Raw genomic sequence first — 20,378 nt, 5'->3', positions numbered from 1 at the left:
GACGACGACAACTCAGCTACTTTTCGGCTCTCAGCGATGCCATGGAAGGGGCAAGAAATGCTGAACAGGCACACACGTGACTCTGACCAGGGCTCACCCACACCGAAGAACGATGCTCTCGACCGGGGTGCACCTGACCAGGGTGCGCCCGCACCTGCGAACGGCGCTCCCAGCTGGGGCGCACCCTCACCCACGGTTGGTGCACCTGAGCACTCAGATGAAGACAGCCAGCCGCTCGCGCGCATTGAAACCGGCAATCCCTCGGCCCCTACCACGATCTACCTGCTCCACGGCATCACGAGCTGCGCCGGTGCGATGGCCGACCTTCAGCTTCGCTTGGCGCATCCTTCGCGTCGCATTATCGCCTTGGATGCCAGGGGACACGGTTTATCGCCTCGCTGGAGTGACGATCAACTTGCGCGAGCAGGCGACCAGCTGATCGACGATGTTGTGAACGCGATCGAACGGGACCGGGCGTGCAGACGATCTCCCTCGCACCAGATCTTTCACCAAGCAGCGTCCCCCTCGGGCACAAATCGTGGGCCGCGAACAATCCTGATCGGGCATTCGATGGGAGCAGCGACGGCGGCGGCAGTCGCGTTGCGCAGGCCGGACCTCGTGGACGCAGTCGTGGCTGAAGACCCCGCACGTTTTGGGTCGCGCTCGCTGGAAGAACTTCATGAACGAGGGAAACTGCGCGCAGCTAAGATTCAAGAAACTGCGAATGACCTGGTCGGTGCACTGACGCGTGAGCTGGCGGCAGGGGCCGCGCCGAGCAGTGAGATTTTACCGGGTCTGTGGGCGAGCCAGCAGTGTGACCCGCGGCTTCTTCAGACGGGAGTCGTCGCGCCCGAAATCAAATGGGAAGAAGTCATGGCAGGACTGAAGGTGCCGACCCTGGTTGTCACTGGCGATGTTGTGGGTGAATCGCGGGTCGGGCTCGAGGGGATGGAGATCCTGCGCCAAATCGGCAACCGGTGTGTGGAATGCGTGATCGTGCACGGCGGAGTGCACAATGTGCGGCGCTCGCGGCCGCAGGGTTACTTTGATGCGGTCCTCCCGTTTATCGCGCGCATAGAGGCCAGTGGTAAGGGGGGGAGGAAATCACTGGTTGACGCGAGTGGACGGTGACGTGGCTGAAGGCCTGGCTGGCTCGAGCGAGTAAGTGAATCGCGCGCCAGGAAGGCTCCCTGCCAGCGAGCCGGTGTCGTCAGTGAACCGGAGGGGCCAGCGGCTGAAATCGCCGCCAAAGGCGCTGCCAAGACGTCAGCGGCTAAAGCCGCCGCCGAAGCTCCCGCCAAAACCGCCGCGGCTGAAGCCGCCGCCGAATCCTCCGCCGAATCCTCCGCCGAGGCCGCTAGAGCCACGACGCGTGAAACTGCCACCGACAGAGCCACCCACACCGCCGCGACGCGTAAACTTTCCGCCACCGTAGCGTGAACCGGAACCGCCCCAGTAGCCTCCGCCGCGGTTAGAACCCAGGGTGGAGCCGAACAGGGTCCACAAGAAGGGATTGCTCAGCAACGAATCGGAATCGAAGAGATTATCCTGATTGCCACGCTTACTCGCCTCGATGGCCTGATGCGCCGCCTGATAGGCAGTCTTGGACGCTTCCTCGGATTGAGCGGGGTCGGAGTCAACCAGCTCTTCAGCGCGCCGCAAGGCTTCTTCGGCACGGGCGAGAGCTGAGCGAGCATCCTCAGGCGAATAAGCGCCCGAGGAGCGCACAAATTGACGCGCACGCTCAATCCAAAGTCGTGCACTGGACAGCTGCTTGTGGGCACGCTCAATTGCGCGCTCGCTCTGCTCAGCCTGGGAGCGCAATGGATCCAACGCGGCGTCGAGTGCACTTTCTGCCAGATGTAGCGACTCCAGGGCTTCCAGCGGATCCGCCTGCTTCTTCAGCGCCAGCCTGCCCTTATCCACCGCCTCATGCGCATCGGCAAGCATCGGCGCAAAGGCCTCCTGGTCGGCACCCAACTTCGTCACGTCCGCAAGATCCGAGCTGATCGAGGCAATCGCGCGCGACAGATTGTCCGCAGCATGCGCCACATTTTCCTGCGCCTTCAAAATCGCGTCGACCTGTACCTGCGCAAGACCCAGCGCGCGCTCGGCAATATCGAGAAGCTGGTTGGCGCGCCCGCGGTCCGTATTCAACAGTCCGTGAGCCTCATCGGCAGAAGTGCGAGCCGATTCGATCAAGGTGCGCGCCTGCTCAGGGTTGTCGAGCAGCGAGGCGATCATCGTGTGCGAATATGCAGCCGTCAGGGTGCGCAATTCGCCCTCGGCAACGCGAATATTGCCTTCGATCTGGTTGATGCGTTCGCGAACAGCGCGTTCACGCTCATCAGCGCTGGCCTCTTTCTCACGCATCACAGCGAACTCGTCGTGCTGTTGAGCGAGTGGCCCCATCGCTTCTTCGAGCGCCTGGAGGATAGTCAATGCGGCTTGTCGCTTCGTGCCCTCGTCATCTGATTCGAGCAGTTTCTGCTGATTCGCGAATTGAGCGTCTACAGTTTTGCGCGCGCGGCGGATCGCCTCGTCGTAGTCCTGAGTGCGGTTGCGACCAAACTGGGCGCGAGAATACGACAGCTCATCGGTGGCACTGCGAACAGTTTCGTCAGCGGCGAGCAGGCGTTGACCCGCCAGCGATACCAGCTCCTCGGTGCTCATATCCGCATACTGACCACGCGCACCCTGCTGCCCCTGCTGCGGCCTGTTGCGGCGCCTGAGCCAATACAGGGCAATGAACAGCACGGGAAAGCCCGCGATCACCACCGCGATCGCCCAGAACGAGGTGCCCGACCCGGACTGCGACGGCGAGCCTGACGAGGAATCTGACGGTGACGGTGCACCCGACCTGGTCAAGGCATCAGCAACCGCGGTACTTGCGGCGACGAACTCATCGCTCGTAATGGCCCCACTGCCCTGATTGATGACGTCAGTTGCCGCGTCGAATGCTGCAGACAGGTTTGAGTTGGCTTCGGAATGCCCGCACATGCCCTGAAGCTGGTCATCCAAGGCCAGCACGTACAGGCTCGCTTTGTCCTGCCCGGTCGCGTCGATGAAATTGTCGAGGGCGTCCTCACACCAGTCTTCAGGAGAAAGCGAATCAAATGAGGAGATAGCGGCAAAAAGTACCGGGTGGCCGTCGCTCTGCGCCGCAGATGCACGTTCTTGCAGGGTGGAGTGCTGATCTGGCGAGAGCATCGAAGACGGATCCACCACCCACGATCCTGACTCAAAATCCAGCTCATCGGGAGATACTGCCCACGAAGGTGAGGCAATCACGCAAGCGGCAATCAACCCGATCGCCAGCATCCATGCTCGTTTCAACGTCTTCATCGCTGCTCCTCACGGGTTGCCGCTTCATCAGAATGTCGGCATAATTCTTTCTCTTGATAGCCTACTGTTTTCGACGTTTCTTCGATAGATTTATGAGGGTGTCCGTCGGTCGCCTCGCTGCGCGGCTGGCGAAAAACAGCCTGGAGAATCGCCCGGGACAGGTTCCCGGCTTATCATAGACAGGACACATGCGCGCCACCGCGGCGCGCACACCGACCCCGAAGGGCGGCACAGCTGCCCTGAGGGACTCTACTTTAAAAGGAGCGCGATCGTGCCGACCGGCAAAGTGAAGTTCTTCGATGCTGACCGTGGCTTCGGCTTCATTGGTGGAGACGATGGAGTTGAGGTTTTCCTCCATGCCTCTGCGCTGCCACCCGAGACACCTACGCTCAAATCAGGAACCCGCGTTGAGTACTCGGTTGCTGACGGACGTAAAGGGCCCCAGGCTCTTTCCGTGCGCGTCATTAAGGAAGCTCACTCCATCGCAAAAGCGCACCGTCGCCGTCCCCAAGCCATGGTTCCCGTTGTTGAGGACCTCATCAAACTGCTCGATGACGCGTCGAACTCACTTCGACGTGGCCACTACCCAGAAAATGCGCGACAGGTAGCCAAAATGCTGCAAGCTGTCGCAGAGGATTTCGATGCCTGAAAAGACAACGCGACCCAGGAGTCGCAAGAAAGACGTCGTGCTGGAAGGCGCGGTTGAGATTGCGCGCCAAGCCGCTGAAGACGTCGCACGCCCCGGCACAGTTGGTGAACACGTCGGCATCCGCGTCGACGGTGACCGCTTGCTCACCCATCTGTTCGACAACCTCGATCCCGGTTACCGCGGGTGGACATGGGCAGTGACAGTTGCCCGCGTTCCGCGTGGACGCAAAGCAACGATCTGCGAAGTCGCCCTTATCCCCGGTGACGACTCGCTGCTTGCACCGCCGTGGGTGCCATGGGCTGAGCGTCTGACTCCCGACGACCTTTCACGCTCAGATGTCCTGCCGTATCGCGCAGATGATGAGCGCCTCGATCAGTCCTACGAGGACGCCGGGGAGAATCCAGACCTGCCGACGACGCGTGAGCTTGGCCTGGGCCGTGCGCGCATCCTTTCAACCGAGGGCCGTCGCAGTGCCAGCGAACGCTGGTACCACTCTCAGCAGGGTCCGGCACGAGGCCGCCTGGCGAATAATCCGTGTTCGACCTGTGGATTCCTGGTGAAGCTGCCAGGGGAGTTCCGCACCGTATTTGGTGTGTGTGCCAATGAGTGGGCTCAGGACGATGGAAAGGTTGTCAGCCTCGACCATGCGTGTGGTGCACACTCGGAAACCGATACACCGAATCGGAAAACTCAGTGGCCTGTGCGCCCATCTCACGTCAACGATTTTGGAGTGGAAACGGTCGAGCTGGGGCAGGCGAACCAGGCAGGTCTCCCTCGTCAATTTGTGCCCGTGACGAGGCCTTAAGGTGCCTGACGAGGTGGCGCGGCGTTATATCGGTCTCTTTCAGCACTACCCAGCTTGAAAAAGTCACGTCGAGCGGGGCACCATTTTCAGGTGAGCTCCAAAAATTCCAAGCAGCGCAACAATGCGCGCAATCACAGTGTAAAGAATCAGAAAAACGCCGCAGCTCAGTCACAGCGTTCTGCAAGCAGCGGTGTTGCACAAAACGGTCTCGATCGTTTCTTCCAAATCACCGAACGTGGTTCCACGGTGGGCCGGGAAATCCGCGGCGGCTTCGTCACCTTCTTCTCGATGGCCTACATCCTGGTGATTAACCCGATCATCTTGTCGTCAGCTCTTCCTGAGAACATCTCGACCCAGGCAGTCGCCGCCGGCACCGCGCTTGTTGCAGGCATCATGACCGTCCTGATGGGTGTCGTCGCCAACTACCCGTTGGGCCTGGCAGCAGGCATGGGGTTGAACGCTATGGTGGCATTCACCCTGGTCGGCGCATCAGGTCTGACCTTCCAGGAAGCAATGGGCCTGATCGTGTGGGAAGGTATCCTCATCACGATCCTGGTGCTGACAGGCTTCAGGGAAGCGGTCTTCAAGGCGGTTCCGCGCCAGTTGAAGACCGCTATTTCTGTGGGCATCGGTCTGTTCATCGCTTTTGTCGGTCTGCTGAACGCCGGCATCATCCGTCCGGGCGGAACACCCGTCCAGCTCGGTGTTGACGGCTCCCTCGACGGGTGGCCCGCAGTGATCTTCGTCTTTGGCCTGTTCCTGACGATCATCCTGTACGTGCGCAAGGTGCGTGGCGCCATCCTGATCGGCATCCTCTCATCGACCGTTCTGGCCATCATCATCCAGGCGTTCGTGAAGATCGGGCAGAAGTCCGACGAAAACCCGACCGGCTGGGGACAGTCAGTTCCTCAAATCGATGGCGCACCGGTGGCTTTTCCTCAGTTCTCCTCCCTCTTCCAGGTCGACATGTTCGGCGCATTCGGCAAGCTGGGACCCCTCGCAGTGATTCTGCTGGTCTTCTCGCTGATGCTGGCTGATTTCTTCGACACGATGGGAACGATGGTGGCCGTGGGCGCCGAGGGTGACCTGCTGGACGAAAAGGGTAACCCGCCGCGATCCAAGCAGATTCTGCTCATCGACTCCGTTTCAGCAATGGCTGGCGGTATGGGTGGCGTCTCCTCGAACACGTCCTTCATCGAATCAGCGGCCGGCGTGGGCGAAGGCGCACGAACTGGTCTAGCATCGGTAGTGACGGGATGTCTGTTCCTTGTCTCGACCTTCCTTGCACCGATCGTCAACCTGGTGCCGACCGAGGCTGCCTCAACGGCTTTGGTCTTCGTCGGGTTCCTCATGATGGTGCAGGTCACCGACATGGAGTGGCACAAGCCCGAAATAGCGATTCCGGCATTCTTGACGATTGCCTTCATGCCGTTCGCCTACTCGATTTCGGTAGGTATCGGCGTTGGATTCATCGCTTACACAGCCATTCAAATAGCGATCGGCAAAGCACGCAGGATTCACCCGCTCATGTGGGTCGTGTCGATTCTGTTCGTGGCCTACTTCGCGTTGGGCCCGATTCAGCGCGCACTGCTTGGCTGAACGCTCAACCTTTAAGGAGTAGCTCGTCAGGTGTCCCGGACCTTCCACTCGCTGCGCTATACCAACTTCCGCTACTGGTTCATCGGCAACATCATTGCCTCGACCGGTACGTGGATGCAGCGTGTGGCTCAGGACTGGCTGGTTCTCACCGTCCTGACGGATAACGAAGGGTTCCAGGTCGGCGTGGTGACAGCACTGCAGTTCATACCACTGCTGGTGCTGTCACCATGGGCCGGTGTCCTGGCAGACCGCCTCAACCGCAGACACCTCATTCAGGCCATGCAGGTCTTGACTGCGGCTCTCGGGCTGATCCTGGGTGCCCTCGTGCTGACGGGCACCGCCCAACTGTGGCACGTCTACGTGCTGGCCCTGATCGGTGGAATCGGATCGACCCTCGATTCACCTGCCCGCCAGGCATTCGTGTCCGAACTTGTTCCCGCTGAATCACTGCCGAACGCAGTGGGACTGAATTCAACTGCTTTCAACTCGGCCCGCCTCATCGGACCGGCACTATCTGGCCTGGTCATTGATTGGGTGGGTCCGGGCTGGGTCTTCATCATCAACGGTGCGCTGTTTGCGGCGCCTGTGATTGCGCTGGCACTGATGCGCACAGATGAGTTGAACGCTCAGCGCCACGTCAAGCGCGAGAAGGGCCAGATCCGCGAAGGTCTCGCCTACGTGCGCTCGCGCCCCGACATCATCCTGATCCTCATCGTCGTGTCCGTGGTGTCAGCCCTTGGCATGAACTTCCAGATGACCTCCGCCATGATGGCCACAGAGGTCTACCACCGTCAGGCCGGCGACTACGGAATTCTTGGTTCCTTCATGGCGATCGGAGCGCTGACCGGCGCCCTTATCGCAGCACGTCGACGCGTACCGCGCCTTCGCCTGATTGTTCTGGCTGCAGCAGCATTCGGACTGGTTGAAATCATTCTGGGACTTGCACCCAACTACTGGTCGTTCGCTCTCATTTCGATTCCGACTGGCCTGGCGATGCTCACCATGATTACCGCGGCCAATGCCGCCATCCAGATCTCCACTGCTGAGGAGATGCGCGGACGGGTCATGGCACTGTACTCGATGATCTTCATGGGATCCACTCCGCTGGGAGCCCCGCTGATCGGCTGGATAGGGCAGCAGTTCGGTGCCCGCTGGTCAATCCTGATCGGAGGAATCTTCTCCCTCCTGATCGCTATTGCAGCCGGCGTGTGGGCGATTATCCACTGGGAAATCCGCGTCCGACTGCACTGGTCATTCCACCCGCTCGAAGCGGTCGGCCCTGTTGAACGCGCCAGGGCCGCTCAGGATGCGGCCGAGGCCACCCGACGCGCATCCGAAGGTGGATAGCGACCTGGTTCAGGCGCTAGGCGAGGGTATTGTCGATCACCCAGTCCACGCACTGTGCGAGTGCGCGAACGTCCCGGCTTTCCACCGAGGGGAATGTACCGATGCGCAGCTGATTGCGCCCGAGCTTACGGTACGGTTCGACATCGACAACCCCGTTGGCACGCAGAATCCGGCATACGCGCGCCGCATCGACGGTGTCGTCACAGTCCACCGTGACAACAACGGGGGAGCGCCACTGAGCATTGGAGACGAACGGCGTCAGGTGCGAGTGCGCATCCGCCCACTGGTACAGCACGTCCGAAGATTCGAGGCAGCGAGCTTCCATCACCTGCAGGCCACCACCGGCCAGCATCCACTGAATCTGCTGATCCAGCATGATGAGCGTGGCGATGGCAGGAGTATTCAGCGTCTGATCCTTGCTCGAATTCCTGCATGCGATTGACAGATCCAGGATCTGCGGCATCCAGCGTGCATCATCGCCGTGCAACCTTTCGGCGCGCTCCTGAGCCGCAGGGGAGAGCAGCGCGACCCACAGGCCTCCGTCGGAGCCAAAACACTTCTGAGGGCTGAAATAGTAGACGTCCACATTGTTCAGATCGACGCGTACACCACCGGCGATCGACGTGGCGTCCACAACGGTCAGACAGTCATCAACGTTGACCCGATACAGCGGGCTGAGAGCACCAGTGGAAGTCTCGTGATGCGGGTATGCCGCAACGTCGATCGGTTCCCCTGAATCATGGCCGACGGCACCCTCGTCAATGAGTGTGGCCACCGTGCCAGGCTCACTTTTCACAATCAGGGGTGCGGCAAGGTGGGGCGCGCGGGCGGCCTCGTCAGCGAACTTCGAGCCGAACTCGCCGAAAACGGCGTGGGCGCTGCGCCTGCGAATCAGTGAGGTCGTAGCGACGGCCCAAAATGTTGTGGATCCACCATTGCCGAGGGCGACCTCCCACCCTTCGGGCAGGGAGAACAGATCGCATAGCCCACTGCGGATCGATGCCACAATGGAGCGGACAGGCTGCTGACGGTGAGACGTTCCCATGACGAGTGGACGCATCAACGCGTCGAGCTGCTGGGTGCGAATCTTCGACGGGCCGCAGCCGAACCGGCCATCGTGAGGCAAGAGCGTGTCAGGAATGCGAGGGCACTGAGCGTCCAACTGATCTGTCATAGCCCCCAAGGTAGTCCCTTTTCAGGCTCGAGAGTGCCAGCCTTGGCGGGGTGGACACTCGTGCCGTCGAAGCATCTGCGCTGCATGAGCACCGCCGCGAATAAGGCAACGCCCGCCTTCCGAATACGAGCGTTTACAGCGGCCGGCAGGCACCTTGACTTTTCGGCGTTCTGCAGCTATCTGCGGCGTTTTTCACTGTTCGACACTAAAGTCATTAACGTTGTGGCTAATACCACGTCACGAAATGGGGATGGAGGACACAGTGGGAGAGCTCATCGACACGACGGAGATGTACCTCAAGGCCATCTTTGAATTGGAAGAAGATGGGGTCACACCTCTGCGTGCCCGGATCGTCGACCGGCTCGGTCACTCCGGCCCTACTGTTTCACAGACGGTGTCGCGCATGGAGCGCGATGGTTTGCTGCACGTGTTGGGGGATCGACGCCTTGAACTGACGCGAGACGGATGGTACCGGGCGCGGGAAGTGATGCGCAAGCACCGTCTCGCTGAGCGCCTCCTCCTCGACATCATCGGTCTGGGATGGGCGGACGTCCACGAGGAAGCATGCCGATGGGAACACGTGATGTCCGAACAGGTCGAAGCGCGCCTGGTCAAACTGTTAGGTGTCCCCCAGACGGATCCGTATGGCAACCCTCTTCCGGGTATTGAGATCGACCGTCCGGAAGTGTCCGTGGAGGTTGCGCTCAGAGAATCGGAACGTGTTGTAGCTCCCATTGCACGCATTGGTGAACCCATCCAGGCAGAGGTTGATGTGCTGGCACGCTTCGAAGAACTCGGCCTGTTTCCCACGGTCATGGCGGTTGCCGTGGCTGATGAGAAGACGGGAGATGTCCTGATTCGGGCGCTCAGCGACGAGGGCGAGGACGCTCATTTCCTTCGGCTGAATGTGGCTTTCGTCCCGCATCTGTTCTTTGCGATGGAACGCAAGTAGGGGTGCTCCAAAAGATTGCGTACATCACCGTTACCATTGCGTGACATTTGAGGGGTAGACGCGCTAATGTATCTCTTGGTTGCGACGCATCCACCCACACACCATCCGCTTAAGCCAAACAATGGTGAGCGTGGGAAGCACCTGTTTGGCGCGGGGGACCCAAAACCTGACGTGATCGCCTGGCGATCTTGGGGTGAAGTCCCAAAGTGGACCGGACACTCCAGTCCGAACCCGACAGCTGACCTCGTAAGCGAATAAGTGGAGATTTTAAAAGAAGTGAAACGAACGAAAACCGTTCTGCGGCATCGCAAGGCATGCCGCCCTTTGACACCCTTGACACCGATTACTGATGCCGTATCGTCGGTTACCCTTCAGCCCGTGCGTGGGACAGCTTTTGTTTCCGTGACGGGTCTTGCTTTGACCGCTGCTGTTGTCGGCACCGCTCAGGCAACCCCGGAAGGTTCTGACGCGCCTTCCATTCACGTCAAAGGCATTACTGCTGGCACTGAAAAAGCAGCACCGACCCTGAGCGTTCCGAACATCGCTTGGAAAGCATCTGACCTGATCGGTGACGAAGCTGCAGTCACGGCAGCAGCCCCTGAAGAGGCAGCGCCAGCTACTGAAGAAGCTGACGGGATGGAGGCCGCCAACCGCGATGAGGCGCGCGCGGAACTTACCGACGGTGAGCAGGCTCCGATCGCAGTGAACGCTGCTTCTGGCGATATTGTTTCGATCGCCATGTCTCTGCTGGGTGTGCCCTACGTCTACGGTGGTTCCTCACCGGCTGGATTCGACTGCTCGGGCTTCACACAGTACGTCTACGGCCTGGCGGGCATTTCCATTCCCCGCACCTCCGGAGCGCAGGGAGCGGCCGGCGTGTCGGTTCCTGCATCGGAAGCTCAGCCTGGTGACCTCGTGTGGCACGCATACGGCCACGTCGGCATCTACGCCGGAAACGGAATGGTTATCGAAGCCACCACACCTGGATCCGTGACCAAGGTCCAGGGTCTGTGGGGAAGCTACGAGTTCATCCGCGTCGCTCACTGACCTCAGCAAGGCGGCAGGGCTCCTTGGATGCGGGCTCTGACCTGATTGTCACGCGTGGGTCTCACCGTAAGGTGAGGCCCACGTTTTCATGCGAGCAGGAATCGTTTTACGCCGTTTCGATCTCTATTCGCCCCACAAAGGCCAACTTCAAGGCACAATGGTGGTAACACTTCATGAAGGAGGACAATATGGGGTCCAAGGAAGTTATCCTCGTCGGAACGGATGGTTCCACTGAGTCTCTGGCTGCTGTGAAGTGGGCGAGTGACCGCGCGGTTCGAACGGGTGCGCGAGTCCATGTGATCTGTACCTATGCGCTTGCCTCGTATTCTGCGGCCGCCCTCGACGGCGGGTACGCCATGCTGGACGACGAAGCTCTCAAGCGTGGGGCACAAACTGTCGTCGATGAAGCTGTCGAACATGCGAAGAAGCAGGGAGACATCCACGTTTCCAGTTCGATTGAGCCGGGAGATCCTGCAGGCGTCCTGGTTGACATGTCCAAAGAAGTGGACATGATCGTTGTCGGGTCGCGCGGCGGTGGCGGGTTTGCCGATCGGCTGCTGGGAACAGTTTCCAGCGCCTTGCCGGCTCACGCGAAGTGCCCTGTGGTTGTCGTGCCGCGCCATACCAGCGGCAAGTCGTTCACCCCTGTGGAGCGAATCGTGGTCGGCAGTGATGGCTCCGAGGTTGCCTCTGCCGCCTTGAAGCGCTCCATTGATGAAGCTGAAGTGTGGGACGCTGAACTGACGGCAATTTCGGCGGTACCGATCGCGCAGGGCAACTCGATGATGGCGTGGATGCCGACGTCAATTGACCGCGAAGCGCTGCTGGCCGACGTGCGTCAGGGACTGAACATGGCGATTGATTCTGCGCTGGCTGGCCGTGACATCCATGTGGCGCGTCACGCGTTGGACGGATCGCCCGCGTCGCTTCTCATCGAGTTCTCAACAGCCGTTGACTTAGTGGTTGTGGGAACACGTGGGCGCGGTGGGTTTGCAGGGGTCTTGCTGGGATCGACTTCTCAGACGGTTCTGGGCCATTCAACCTGCCCGGTCATGATCGTCCCCTCTGAACGCACAGATGACTCACCCGCGCCGCAAGGCACTTGGGAGCGCCGCTAGTCAGTTCGGAGCGGCGCACGGTACCTAGCGTGCCGCTGGTCAGTTCCGAGCGTCTCAATACAGATGGCGGTAGTGTGCTAGCCAGTGCTGAGCGCGGCAAGGTAGCTGAGACGCCCTAAGTCGCATGCGGCCGCGATGTGGTGAACCAAAACGAGGGTGATACTCTATTCCTTGCGCCTTGGCGCACTGCCCTCGTAGCTCAGGGGATAGAGCACCGCTCTCCTAAAGCGGGTGTCGGACGTTCGAATCGTCTCGGGGGCACGGGAAGACTGTTTTGCTCTCTTGAGCGCGGAGATTGTCCATACGGTAGGCAATCACCGTCTGCTTAAGAAGCGTGTTGGAGATTCCTATGTCAATACGCATCAAAGAGGCGCTGCGTGAGAATCGTCTGCCTGAGTTGCTATCTTAGTTTCAAGTTTGTGGGGGAGTGCCAGCCCTGCGACGAGCTACGCAACGTGTTGCGTGTCGCTATCTAATTGAGCTCGGGAAAAGATCCGCGATAGCTGCGAGAAATTTCCCTGCGGAGACGAGAGCAATTATTGGTAGAAACTGGTGAGGGGCATTACGGGCTGCGGCGAAATCGTTCCTGAGGGTGGAGCGACTCGCTGCCCATAGGTGCTCCCGTAAAATGAGGATCAGTCCTTTTCGCTGGACTGCAGTGGCCTTCCGTTGACTAATGACTTCGATGAGTGGGTGCTCTTCCACTGAGATTTGTTGCACGATTTTGTAGAGACTCAGGTCGAAGCTTGCAGCTTGTCTTACCAGCGGTCTGAGGGGGCTGTCAGATACTTTGATCAGAAGAAGCGCAAGGGGACCGCGAGCACTACTTACTGTACAACGAACGATGCTCGGAACCCGGACGTCTTCGTACCTCCAGAGCGCTGGGCGAGATGGCGAGCAGAGATGCGAGAGAGTGCTGTTGCCAGACGTGCCGTAATATGAGTACGTGCATACTCTTATTCACAAGCGAGCTCGGCTCGTAGCATCCCTCGCACTTTCAGCATCCCTCGCACTCAGTGCATGCGGAGCGAATTCGACAGATGAGGCGATAAAAGAGAGCGGGACTACCGCGACAACAACGGCCGAACAGTCCTCTATACCAACACAGCAGTCGATGCCTTCGAAACCCGAACCCACCGAGCAAATGGTCGACACCTACACCGTCGGAGAGGAGATTGTTCTGCCTTCCGCGACGTTCACCGTGGTGACCATCGAGCAGAGAGACATGATTAACTCTGCTTTTCCCGACTACGAGCCAAGTTTTGTCCCTCCGGAGGGGCAGCGCTTGTGGTACTTCGACATCATGTGGACTAATACGACAAGTGAAACCGTAGACAAAGAATGTCATGGTCCTTATCAGTTCAACTTGGCCGCTTACGACATCAATGGAAATGAGATGAAGATGGTTGATCAGCCAGGCTTTATCGAAGGCCAGAATTGCTCGACAGGACTGATGAATGGGGAAACAGGACGATGGCAATCGGCCTTTTACTCACTCGATGCTGAGTTCGGATATGCGGTCTTCACTGACTATGCGGGAGGCGAGGCATATGTCGTCAAGGATCCGTCTCTTACACTGACAAAGAGCTGAGTCCAAAACCGACAATGGACAGCCATGCTGACTCGGTCAAGACGTATCAAACTACTGCCCTGACCGGCAGACAAAGCGACAGCATGATGTTAGTCTCGATGCCATTCAACGATGAATGCATTGGAGAAGAATATGACGAATAATCGCTTTAGGTATAAATGCGTTCTCGGCATTGCAGCAGTCGTGTGCTTTGCCCTCGGCGTGGGAGGTGGAGACGCTGCGTATGCAGCAGACTCGGCTGACAGTGCCGCAACAGCTTCCGAGGTAGTCGCCGAAGCAGTCGCTATGCCACATGTCATTCCTTCGCTGACCGGACAATGGACGCTCCAGGACACGACGTTTACGCTTGGCGCCACCGCGAAGATTGCGGCTGATGATAACTCCAAACTGGCTGCCAGCGCGTTGAAAAGCGAACTTGACCGCGCCACAGGAAGCTCTCATGAAATCGTTCCGATCGAACAGGCCGAATCCGGCGACATTGCGATCATGCAGGACGTCAGCCTGAACAACTTGGGAGCGCAAGGTTACCGATTGACGATTGATGATTCGGTGCGCATCGCGTCGCCCTCGTCAATTGGAGCACTGTACGGCAGCCAAACCGTCGCGCAGATCTTCTCCCAGCAGCTCACCGTCCCGCGTGGGCAAGTCGACGACCAGCCCGCTTACGCTGAGCGCGGCGTGACCCTCTCAGCGAACTGGCTCTACCTGTCGATGGACTACATCGAGCGTCTCCTCGACGACATGGCCTACTTCAAGCTGAACCAGGTGCTGCTGGAAGTGAAGATCCCCAACGAAAACTACCCGAAATCAAGCGAATGGGGGTACTACACGCCCGACCAGGTTCACCACATTCTGGAATATGCGGCCGAACGAGGAATCGACGTGATTCCCGAGATCAACTCGCCCGGACACATGGAACCATGGATCAGAAACTATCCGGACCTGCAGCTATCCGACAGGCACGGCAAGAAATACGAGGGCGACTTGGATATCACCACGCCTGAAGCATTCGACTTCTACACCAGCCTGATCGACGAGTACATGAAGCTGTTCACCTCACAGTACTGGCACATGGGAGCAGATGAATACATCTGGGGACGATACGAAGACTTCCCGCAGATGGCGCAGTATGCGAAGAACAAGTGGGGCCAGTCCGCAATTCCGCGCGATGCATATGTGGATTTTGTCAACCGTGTCAACGACTACGTCAAGGACACGTACGGAAAGACGCTGCGAATCTGGAATGACGGCTACCCGCTTGAGACCGGAACTCAGGCTCTTGACACCGACATCATTGTGGAACACTGGCTGGCCAAGGATCGAAAAGCACAGAACCTAGTGGACAGCGGTCATCAGGTCATGAATGCGAATGTGGCGCTCTATCAGACGCGCGGCTCGCTGAAAATCGACACCCCCAGGCTCTATGGCGAACGCTTCAGCGTAGCGAACTTCGACAAGGACGAAAAGGTCGGGGAATTGGGCGCGCCTCATCCCAACGTTTTGGGCGCAAAGATGAGCCTGTGGCCGGATAACAGCGCTGCCGAGACTCAGAACCAGGTCGAACGCCTCCAGAATGATCCGGTGCGCTACGTCGCACAGATTACGTGGTCAGACGCATACGAACTGGATACATGGGACGAGTTCAAGACGCTGATCGACACACTGGGGCATTCAGCAAAGTGGATACCACCCACGGAACCCACGCTGCGCGATGGGAATTACACGATCGAACTGGTAGACAATGGGCGATACCTGAATGTCGCTGATGACAAGTCAGCGCATTTGACTCAGAACCGGTATGTGTGGAACGTCCAGCAAACTGATGACGGCTACTTCACGATCAGAGACTCCGTGACCGGCAAGTGTCTTGACCTGGCAGGTGAGCCCACACGCCTCCAGGTTCCAGCTGACGAGGGCGGATCACTGGCTCTGGCCGCGTGCAGTGATACGTCACGACAAAAGTGGCAGATCAGCAATGACCACAACAACGCGGTGGTGATGAACGCGGCGTCAATGATGCTGATGGCTGACAAGGATGTTCGCGCTGCGCAGCTCCCATATGACAAGACGCAGGCCCGCTGGAAGATAGTTGGAGCTTTCGGCCTGGCTCTGAACTTTGACGAACCACGTGTTCACTACGGTGAATCAGCAGCCATCACAGCTGTGCTGACAAATAACAGCGGAGCAACAGTGACCAACGTGAAGCTCACCGTCGAGGAAACACCAAAGTGGACAGTCGAATCGACAGGCGCCATTCCGGAAACCATTGAAGACGGCCAGAGCGTCGAGGTGCCACTTGTCCTTTCTCCACGGTGTGCTGATTTCGGTCAGACACAAGTTCTGGCAACCGTGAGTTGGAACGATGGGGCAGAGGAACACAGCACGCAGGCAGGGGCAAGTTTCCGCTACACGTTCGTCCCGCTCAAAGCGTCAGCCTCCGATTCGAACTGGGACGGACTGCCGGAGAATGTGCTCAATCTTGACCCCGAAAAACTGTGGCACTCGCAATGGCAGCCAGAAATCCTCCCTTTCCCGCACTGGGTGACCATCGACCTTGGAGAAGTCAGGCGCATCACGGCACTGAACTACTGGCCTCGTCAAATCGGCATGAACGGCCAGGCTCGCCACTTTGAAGTCGCGACCAGCGTTGATGGAGAAAACTGGACGAAACCACTGGTCTCAGGTGAATTTGTCGAAGGCACCTCATGGCAGCTTATTGAATTGCCGGAAACAACAGGACGATTTATCCGCCTGACCCTCAAGAGTCAGGTGTGGGCTCAGCCGGTAGTCGCCGTGGCAGCGCTCGAAGCTTATGCCTATCCGCTGAACGAAGTCTGCGAAGAGCCCCAAAGCGGAAATAATCCGGAAAGTGATGAAAATTCTCACAATGGCGAGAATCCGGGAGAAAATGGCGGTAATCAAGGTGACCAGGCTGCTCAACCGGGAACAGACCAACGTCCCGCAGTGAAACCTGATGACGACGCCAGCCATTCACACGAAGGCCTCACATTCATTGCAAGAACCGGTGGAAATGGCGCGTTGGCACTGTTTGGGGCTCTTCTCGGCTGCGCCGGAGGAGTGGTACTGATGACGCGGCGATGTGTCACAGATCGTTAACGAATGTTACGTGTCACGAGGATCGGTTTGGCAAAGATCCATGTGGCACGGGTACTATTTATGTGAACTTGAGGTTTGCGTCAAGAGCCTCAGACATTCAAGCTCGAAGGAGAGACAACACGATGGCCAATTCACTGAAGAAGGTGACCGCTCTCGGAGCGGTGGCATCCCTCAGCATGATGGGACTTGCAGCATGCTCCAATGGTGACGGCGGTGAGTCGAATTCCGCATCTGGCGGTCAGTCAACGGCCGCTCCGGCTGGTGACGGCGGAAAAGTGGAGATTGCTTACATGCACCGTCTGCCTGACGGCGACGGCATGGTGAAGGTACAGGAAATTGCTGACCGCTGGAACGCGGAGCATCCTGATATTCACGTCACCACAACGAAGTTCGATGGTGCCGCACACGAAATGATCAAGAAACTTGAAACGGATATCAAGGCTAACTCGGGCCCCTGCCTGGCGATGCTCGGATACGCCGAAGTCCCCGAAATGTATGTCAAAGGCCTGGTCGAGGACGTGACCGAGCTGGCGGATCAGTACAAAGATCACTACTCCAGCGTCTTCAACCTGATGAAGGTCGGCGACGTGACCGTTGGCCTGCCGCAGGATACCGGCCCGCTGGTCTACTACTACAACAAGGCTGCATTTGAAGAGCTCGGCATCGATGTTCCGACGAACCTCGAAGAGTTTCAGGCTGCAGCTGCGAAGGCTGCTGAAGCCGGCAAGTACATCTCAGCATTCCTGCCTGACGAAGCACACTGGTACAGCGCTCAGGCCGCTGCAGCTGGTGGTGAGTGGTATACACCTGAAAATGACCAGTGGAAGGTCAACGCAGACTCAGACAAGTCCGCAGTCGTTGCCGACTTCTGGCAGAAGATGCTCGACGACAAGACCACGCTGCCTCTCGAGCGCTGGGGCGACGCATTCGCCCAGGCTCTTGTCGAAGGAAAGCTCATTGGCACTGTCGGCGCCAGCTGGGAAGCTCCTCTGCTCATGGACACCATGAAGGGCACCGACAATGAAGGCAAATGGGCTGTCGCTCAGCTCCCCGATTATGGTGCAGGCGCACTGACCGGACCTGACGGTGGGTCCGGTACGGCAGTCATGAAGGGATGCGAGTACCCCGAACAGGCCATGGAATTCAACGACTGGTTCAACACTCAGATCGATGACCTCGTTTCCCAAGGCCTAGTCGTGGCCGCGCTTGGCGAAATGAAGACACCGGAAGCTGTGATGAGCTTCTACGGTGGTCAGGATGTCTTCGCTGAACTCGCAAAGGCCAACGAAGCAATGGCGCCTAATTTCAGCTTCATGCCCTATTTCTCGGCAGTGGTGCCGAAGATGCAGGAAGCTGCGGCAGGCGCTGCAGACGGCTCAGGAAAAGTCGCTGACGTCTACAAGGCAGCACAGGAGACTTCAATTAAGACATTGAAGGACAACGGTCTGCCGGTTGCCGAATAACTATCACGATGATCAGTCGGTCAGAACAGATATGCAGGCGTTCTGGCCGACTGATCACTGTATACGCCACGAACATACAGCGCATATGCTCAGCGCGCCTGCCGTAGATGATTCAAAGGAGCAGTAGAGGTATGACAGGGACAACGGTGAGACAGGACTCACCGAGAACATCATCCATTCACGCCACGCCACGCCGCGGATCGAACAGGCGCGCCCGGAGGGAATCAATTGCAGGCTGGGGCTTCGCGCTCCCGTTCTTCCTGTCATTCGTCCTCGTCTTCCTGATTCCTATCTTCGTGTCCTTGTACAAGTCCTTCTTCAAACTGGTTCCCAAAGGAGGCGGGCTATTTGGCGGCGGCGAAAGTACTGAACAGTTCGTCGGATTCCTGAACTATCAGGAAGTGCTGGGAAATCCGCGCTTTTGGGCAGGTGTCGGACGCGTTCTCATTTACGCGCTCTTCCAGATCCCCGTCATGACACTGGCTGCTTTGGGGTTGGCGCTTCTGCTCGACTCATTCCTGACTCGCCACGTCACCGTTTACCGACTCGGCTACTTCCTTCCGTTCGCTATTCCTGGAATTGTTGCTGCCATGGTGTGGCTGTACCTGTACACCCCCGAGATTTCCCCGATTGTTAAAGGGCTGGCATCAGTTGGCATCAGCATTGACTTCATGTCGAAGAACATCATCCTCGCGTCGATGGCGAATATGACGACATGGACGTACACGGGCTACAACATGCTGATCTTCATGGCCGCGCTTCAGTCAATTCCTCACGACCTGTACGATGCGGCTTACATTGACGGTGCGAACGGCTGGAAAGTTGTCCGACATATCAAGGTCCCCATGGTCAGAGGCGCGTTGCTGCTGTCCGTTCTTCTGTCGATCATCGGCACGATCCAGCTGTTCAACGAACCTACAGTAATGGAAACAGTCAACACTTGGATGGGTAAGGACTACACGCCGATGATGATGTCCTACAACACCATGATGGGAACACTTTCACCATCCGGTGACGGCCCGGCTTCCGCCGTGTCAATAGTGATGGCGATCATTGCGGGTGTTCTTGCCGCAATCTACGCATTGGTCCAACGGAAGGTCAGCCGATGAGCATCGCAACGCACACTCGTCCATGGAGCGCAAAATTCCGTAAGCCAGCCGCACGCCGTGAAAGCAGCCGACCCGAACCTCCACGGTCGCTGGCACCGTCCACATTTGCACGCGTCATCACAGCTGTTGTTTTGATCGGTGCGCTGATCTATTTCCTGATCCCGATCGTGTGGGTCATCTTCTCATCCACAAAAACCAACGCTGACCTTGCCTCCTCGAACGGCTTCTGGTTCGCACGCATGAACCTGGCGGAAAATTACTACAAGCTCAACGAATGGACTGGTGGCCTCTTCTGGCGCTGGGTTGGAAACTCGTTGCTGTATTCAACCGTTGCCGGCGTCATCGGCACACTGATTTCAGTGGCGTGCGGCTACGCACTGTCCAAGTTCAACTTCGCGGGAAAGAAAATCGTACTCGGAACCATCATGGCAGGTATGCTGATCCCGATAGCACTGCTGACAGTGCCGCTGTACATCGTGTTCCACTCTCTTGGTCTGACCAACACCATGCTGGCGATCATTATTCCAAGCTGGGTCTCACCGTTTGGTGTGTTCCTCGGCATGGTGTATTCGTCTACATCAGTGCCGACCGAGCTGCTGGAGGCGGCACGCATTGACGGAGCCGGAGAGGTACGTATCTTCTTCACAGTTGTCCTGCGTCTCCTCGGCCCCGCGATGGTCACGATCTTCCTGTTTATCTTCGTGCAGACATGGAACAACTTCCTGCTGCCGCTGATGATGGTCTCATCCCCGGAGATCAAACCAGTGACCCTTGGCCTGTACGGCATGATGAGCTACTTCGCACCTCAAAAGGGTGCGGTCATGCTGGGAGCGCTTTTAGGTGTTATCCCGTTGATCGTCCTCTTCCTTGCCTTGCAGCGCTACTGGCGGGCGGGCCTGGCTGCAGGCGCAGTGAAGGGATAAGGCAGACAGTCCTTGGGCGTGTGCCGAGTGCAGCTGGCAACAGTCAGCTGCACTCGGCACACGTTTTTATTTGCCCATTCGCTGTTCCCGACAGCGGCATGCTGGGTTAATGCTCGAAATGTGTGTATGGGGTGGGCGT

Annotated in this window: 15 protein-coding genes, 1 tRNA gene and 1 riboswitch; of the genes, 14 read left to right on the top strand and 2 right to left on the bottom strand. The window is 58.2% G+C overall.

All coding sequences use genetic code 11. The features are described 5' to 3' along the window. Positions 1-57: 57 nt before the first annotated feature. Positions 58-1,131: an alpha/beta fold hydrolase gene (locus tag HMPREF2975_RS10310; RefSeq protein WP_083314556.1), complete on the top strand. Its 1,074-nt coding sequence runs from the start codon at positions 58-60 to the stop codon at positions 1,129-1,131. A gap of 135 nt (positions 1,132-1,266) precedes the next feature. Here the strand turns inward: HMPREF2975_RS10310 and HMPREF2975_RS10305 are convergent, their stop codons facing one another. Then, complete coding sequence (locus HMPREF2975_RS10305; protein WP_070727625.1) at positions 1,267-3,345, bottom strand: TPM domain-containing protein; 2,079 nt, start codon at positions 3,343-3,345, stop codon at positions 1,267-1,269. 271 nt (positions 3,346-3,616) lie between these two features. Here HMPREF2975_RS10305 and HMPREF2975_RS10300 point away from each other — a divergent pair, with 271 nt between their 5' ends. The 4 genes from HMPREF2975_RS10300 (at position 3,617) to HMPREF2975_RS10285 (ending at position 7,745) form a co-directional block, all read left to right on the top strand. Continuing rightward, positions 3,617-3,994: a cold-shock protein gene (locus HMPREF2975_RS10300; protein WP_058237249.1), complete on the top strand. Its 378-nt coding sequence runs from the start codon at positions 3,617-3,619 to the stop codon at positions 3,992-3,994. Next, positions 3,987-4,799: a DUF3027 domain-containing protein gene (locus HMPREF2975_RS10295; RefSeq protein ID WP_070727623.1), complete on the top strand. Its 813-nt coding sequence runs from the start codon at positions 3,987-3,989 to the stop codon at positions 4,797-4,799. The genes HMPREF2975_RS10300 and HMPREF2975_RS10295 overlap by 8 nt, the downstream gene beginning before the upstream one ends. A 225-nt stretch (positions 4,800-5,024) precedes the next feature. Beyond that, the gene (locus HMPREF2975_RS10290) at positions 5,025-6,398 is read left to right on the top strand and encodes an NCS2 family permease (RefSeq protein WP_058237880.1); all 1,374 of its coding nucleotides are present in this window, start codon (positions 5,025-5,027) and stop codon (positions 6,396-6,398) included. Positions 6,399-6,428: 30 nt separating this feature from the next. Further along, positions 6,429-7,745, top strand: coding sequence for an MFS transporter (locus HMPREF2975_RS10285; RefSeq protein WP_058237247.1), 1,317 nt, complete (start codon positions 6,429-6,431; stop codon positions 7,743-7,745). A gap of 16 nt (positions 7,746-7,761) precedes the next feature. Here HMPREF2975_RS10285 and serC read toward each other — a convergent pair whose 3' ends face one another. After that, entirely contained in the window at positions 7,762-8,919 is a 1,158-nt protein-coding gene (serC, locus tag HMPREF2975_RS10280; RefSeq protein ID WP_070727620.1) for a phosphoserine transaminase, read from the bottom strand. Between the two features lie 262 nt (positions 8,920-9,181). Here serC and HMPREF2975_RS10275 point away from each other — a divergent pair, with 262 nt between their 5' ends. The 9 genes from HMPREF2975_RS10275 to HMPREF2975_RS10235 all read left to right on the top strand — a co-directional run bounded on the left by HMPREF2975_RS10275 (position 9,182) and on the right by HMPREF2975_RS10235 (position 20,239). Beyond that, positions 9,182-9,871 (top strand): metal-dependent transcriptional regulator, encoded by a 690-nt coding sequence (locus HMPREF2975_RS10275; protein ID WP_058237879.1) that lies wholly within the window; start codon positions 9,182-9,184, stop codon positions 9,869-9,871. Between the two features lie 96 nt (positions 9,872-9,967). Beyond that, a riboswitch (cyclic di-AMP (ydaO/yuaA leader) is annotated at positions 9,968-10,139 on the top strand. Positions 10,140-10,195: 56 nt separating this feature from the next. After that, the gene (locus HMPREF2975_RS10270) at positions 10,196-10,918 is read left to right on the top strand and encodes a C40 family peptidase (protein WP_227469374.1); all 723 of its coding nucleotides are present in this window, start codon (positions 10,196-10,198) and stop codon (positions 10,916-10,918) included. A gap of 188 nt (positions 10,919-11,106) precedes the next feature. Then, a complete protein-coding gene (locus HMPREF2975_RS10265) occupies positions 11,107-12,036 on the top strand; it encodes a universal stress protein (RefSeq protein ID WP_058237245.1) in 930 nt (309 codons plus the stop codon). 188 nt (positions 12,037-12,224) lie between these two features. Further along, positions 12,225-12,297 (top strand) — tRNA-Arg (locus HMPREF2975_RS10260). A gap of 853 nt (positions 12,298-13,150) precedes the next feature. Then, positions 13,151-13,627 carry a hypothetical protein gene (locus HMPREF2975_RS10255; protein WP_070727617.1) on the top strand — a complete coding sequence of 159 codons (477 nt, stop codon included), beginning with the start codon at positions 13,151-13,153 and terminating at the stop codon, positions 13,625-13,627. 132 nt (positions 13,628-13,759) lie between these two features. After that, positions 13,760-16,744, top strand: coding sequence for a family 20 glycosylhydrolase (locus tag HMPREF2975_RS10250; protein ID WP_070727615.1), 2,985 nt, complete (start codon positions 13,760-13,762; stop codon positions 16,742-16,744). Between the two features lie 122 nt (positions 16,745-16,866). Further along, on the top strand, positions 16,867-18,207 hold the full coding sequence (locus tag HMPREF2975_RS10245) for an ABC transporter substrate-binding protein (protein ID WP_070727610.1): 1,341 nt from the start codon (positions 16,867-16,869) through the stop codon (positions 18,205-18,207). Between the two features lie 131 nt (positions 18,208-18,338). Next, positions 18,339-19,316 (top strand): carbohydrate ABC transporter permease, encoded by a 978-nt coding sequence (locus tag HMPREF2975_RS10240; RefSeq protein ID WP_070727608.1) that lies wholly within the window; start codon positions 18,339-18,341, stop codon positions 19,314-19,316. Next, positions 19,313-20,239 carry a carbohydrate ABC transporter permease gene (locus HMPREF2975_RS10235; protein WP_082628580.1) on the top strand — a complete coding sequence of 309 codons (927 nt, stop codon included), beginning with the start codon at positions 19,313-19,315 and terminating at the stop codon, positions 20,237-20,239. Before HMPREF2975_RS10240 ends, HMPREF2975_RS10235 begins: the two co-directional genes overlap by 4 nt. The last annotated feature ends 139 nt before the right edge of the window (positions 20,240-20,378 follow it).

It is taken from the genome of Actinomyces sp. HMSC065F12, assembly GCF_001814535.1.
GTDB lineage: Bacteria > Actinomycetota > Actinomycetes > Actinomycetales > Actinomycetaceae > Pauljensenia > Pauljensenia radingae_A.
Note: the sequence above shows the minus strand (reverse complement) of the source record. Positions and strands in the feature narration are given on the sequence as shown.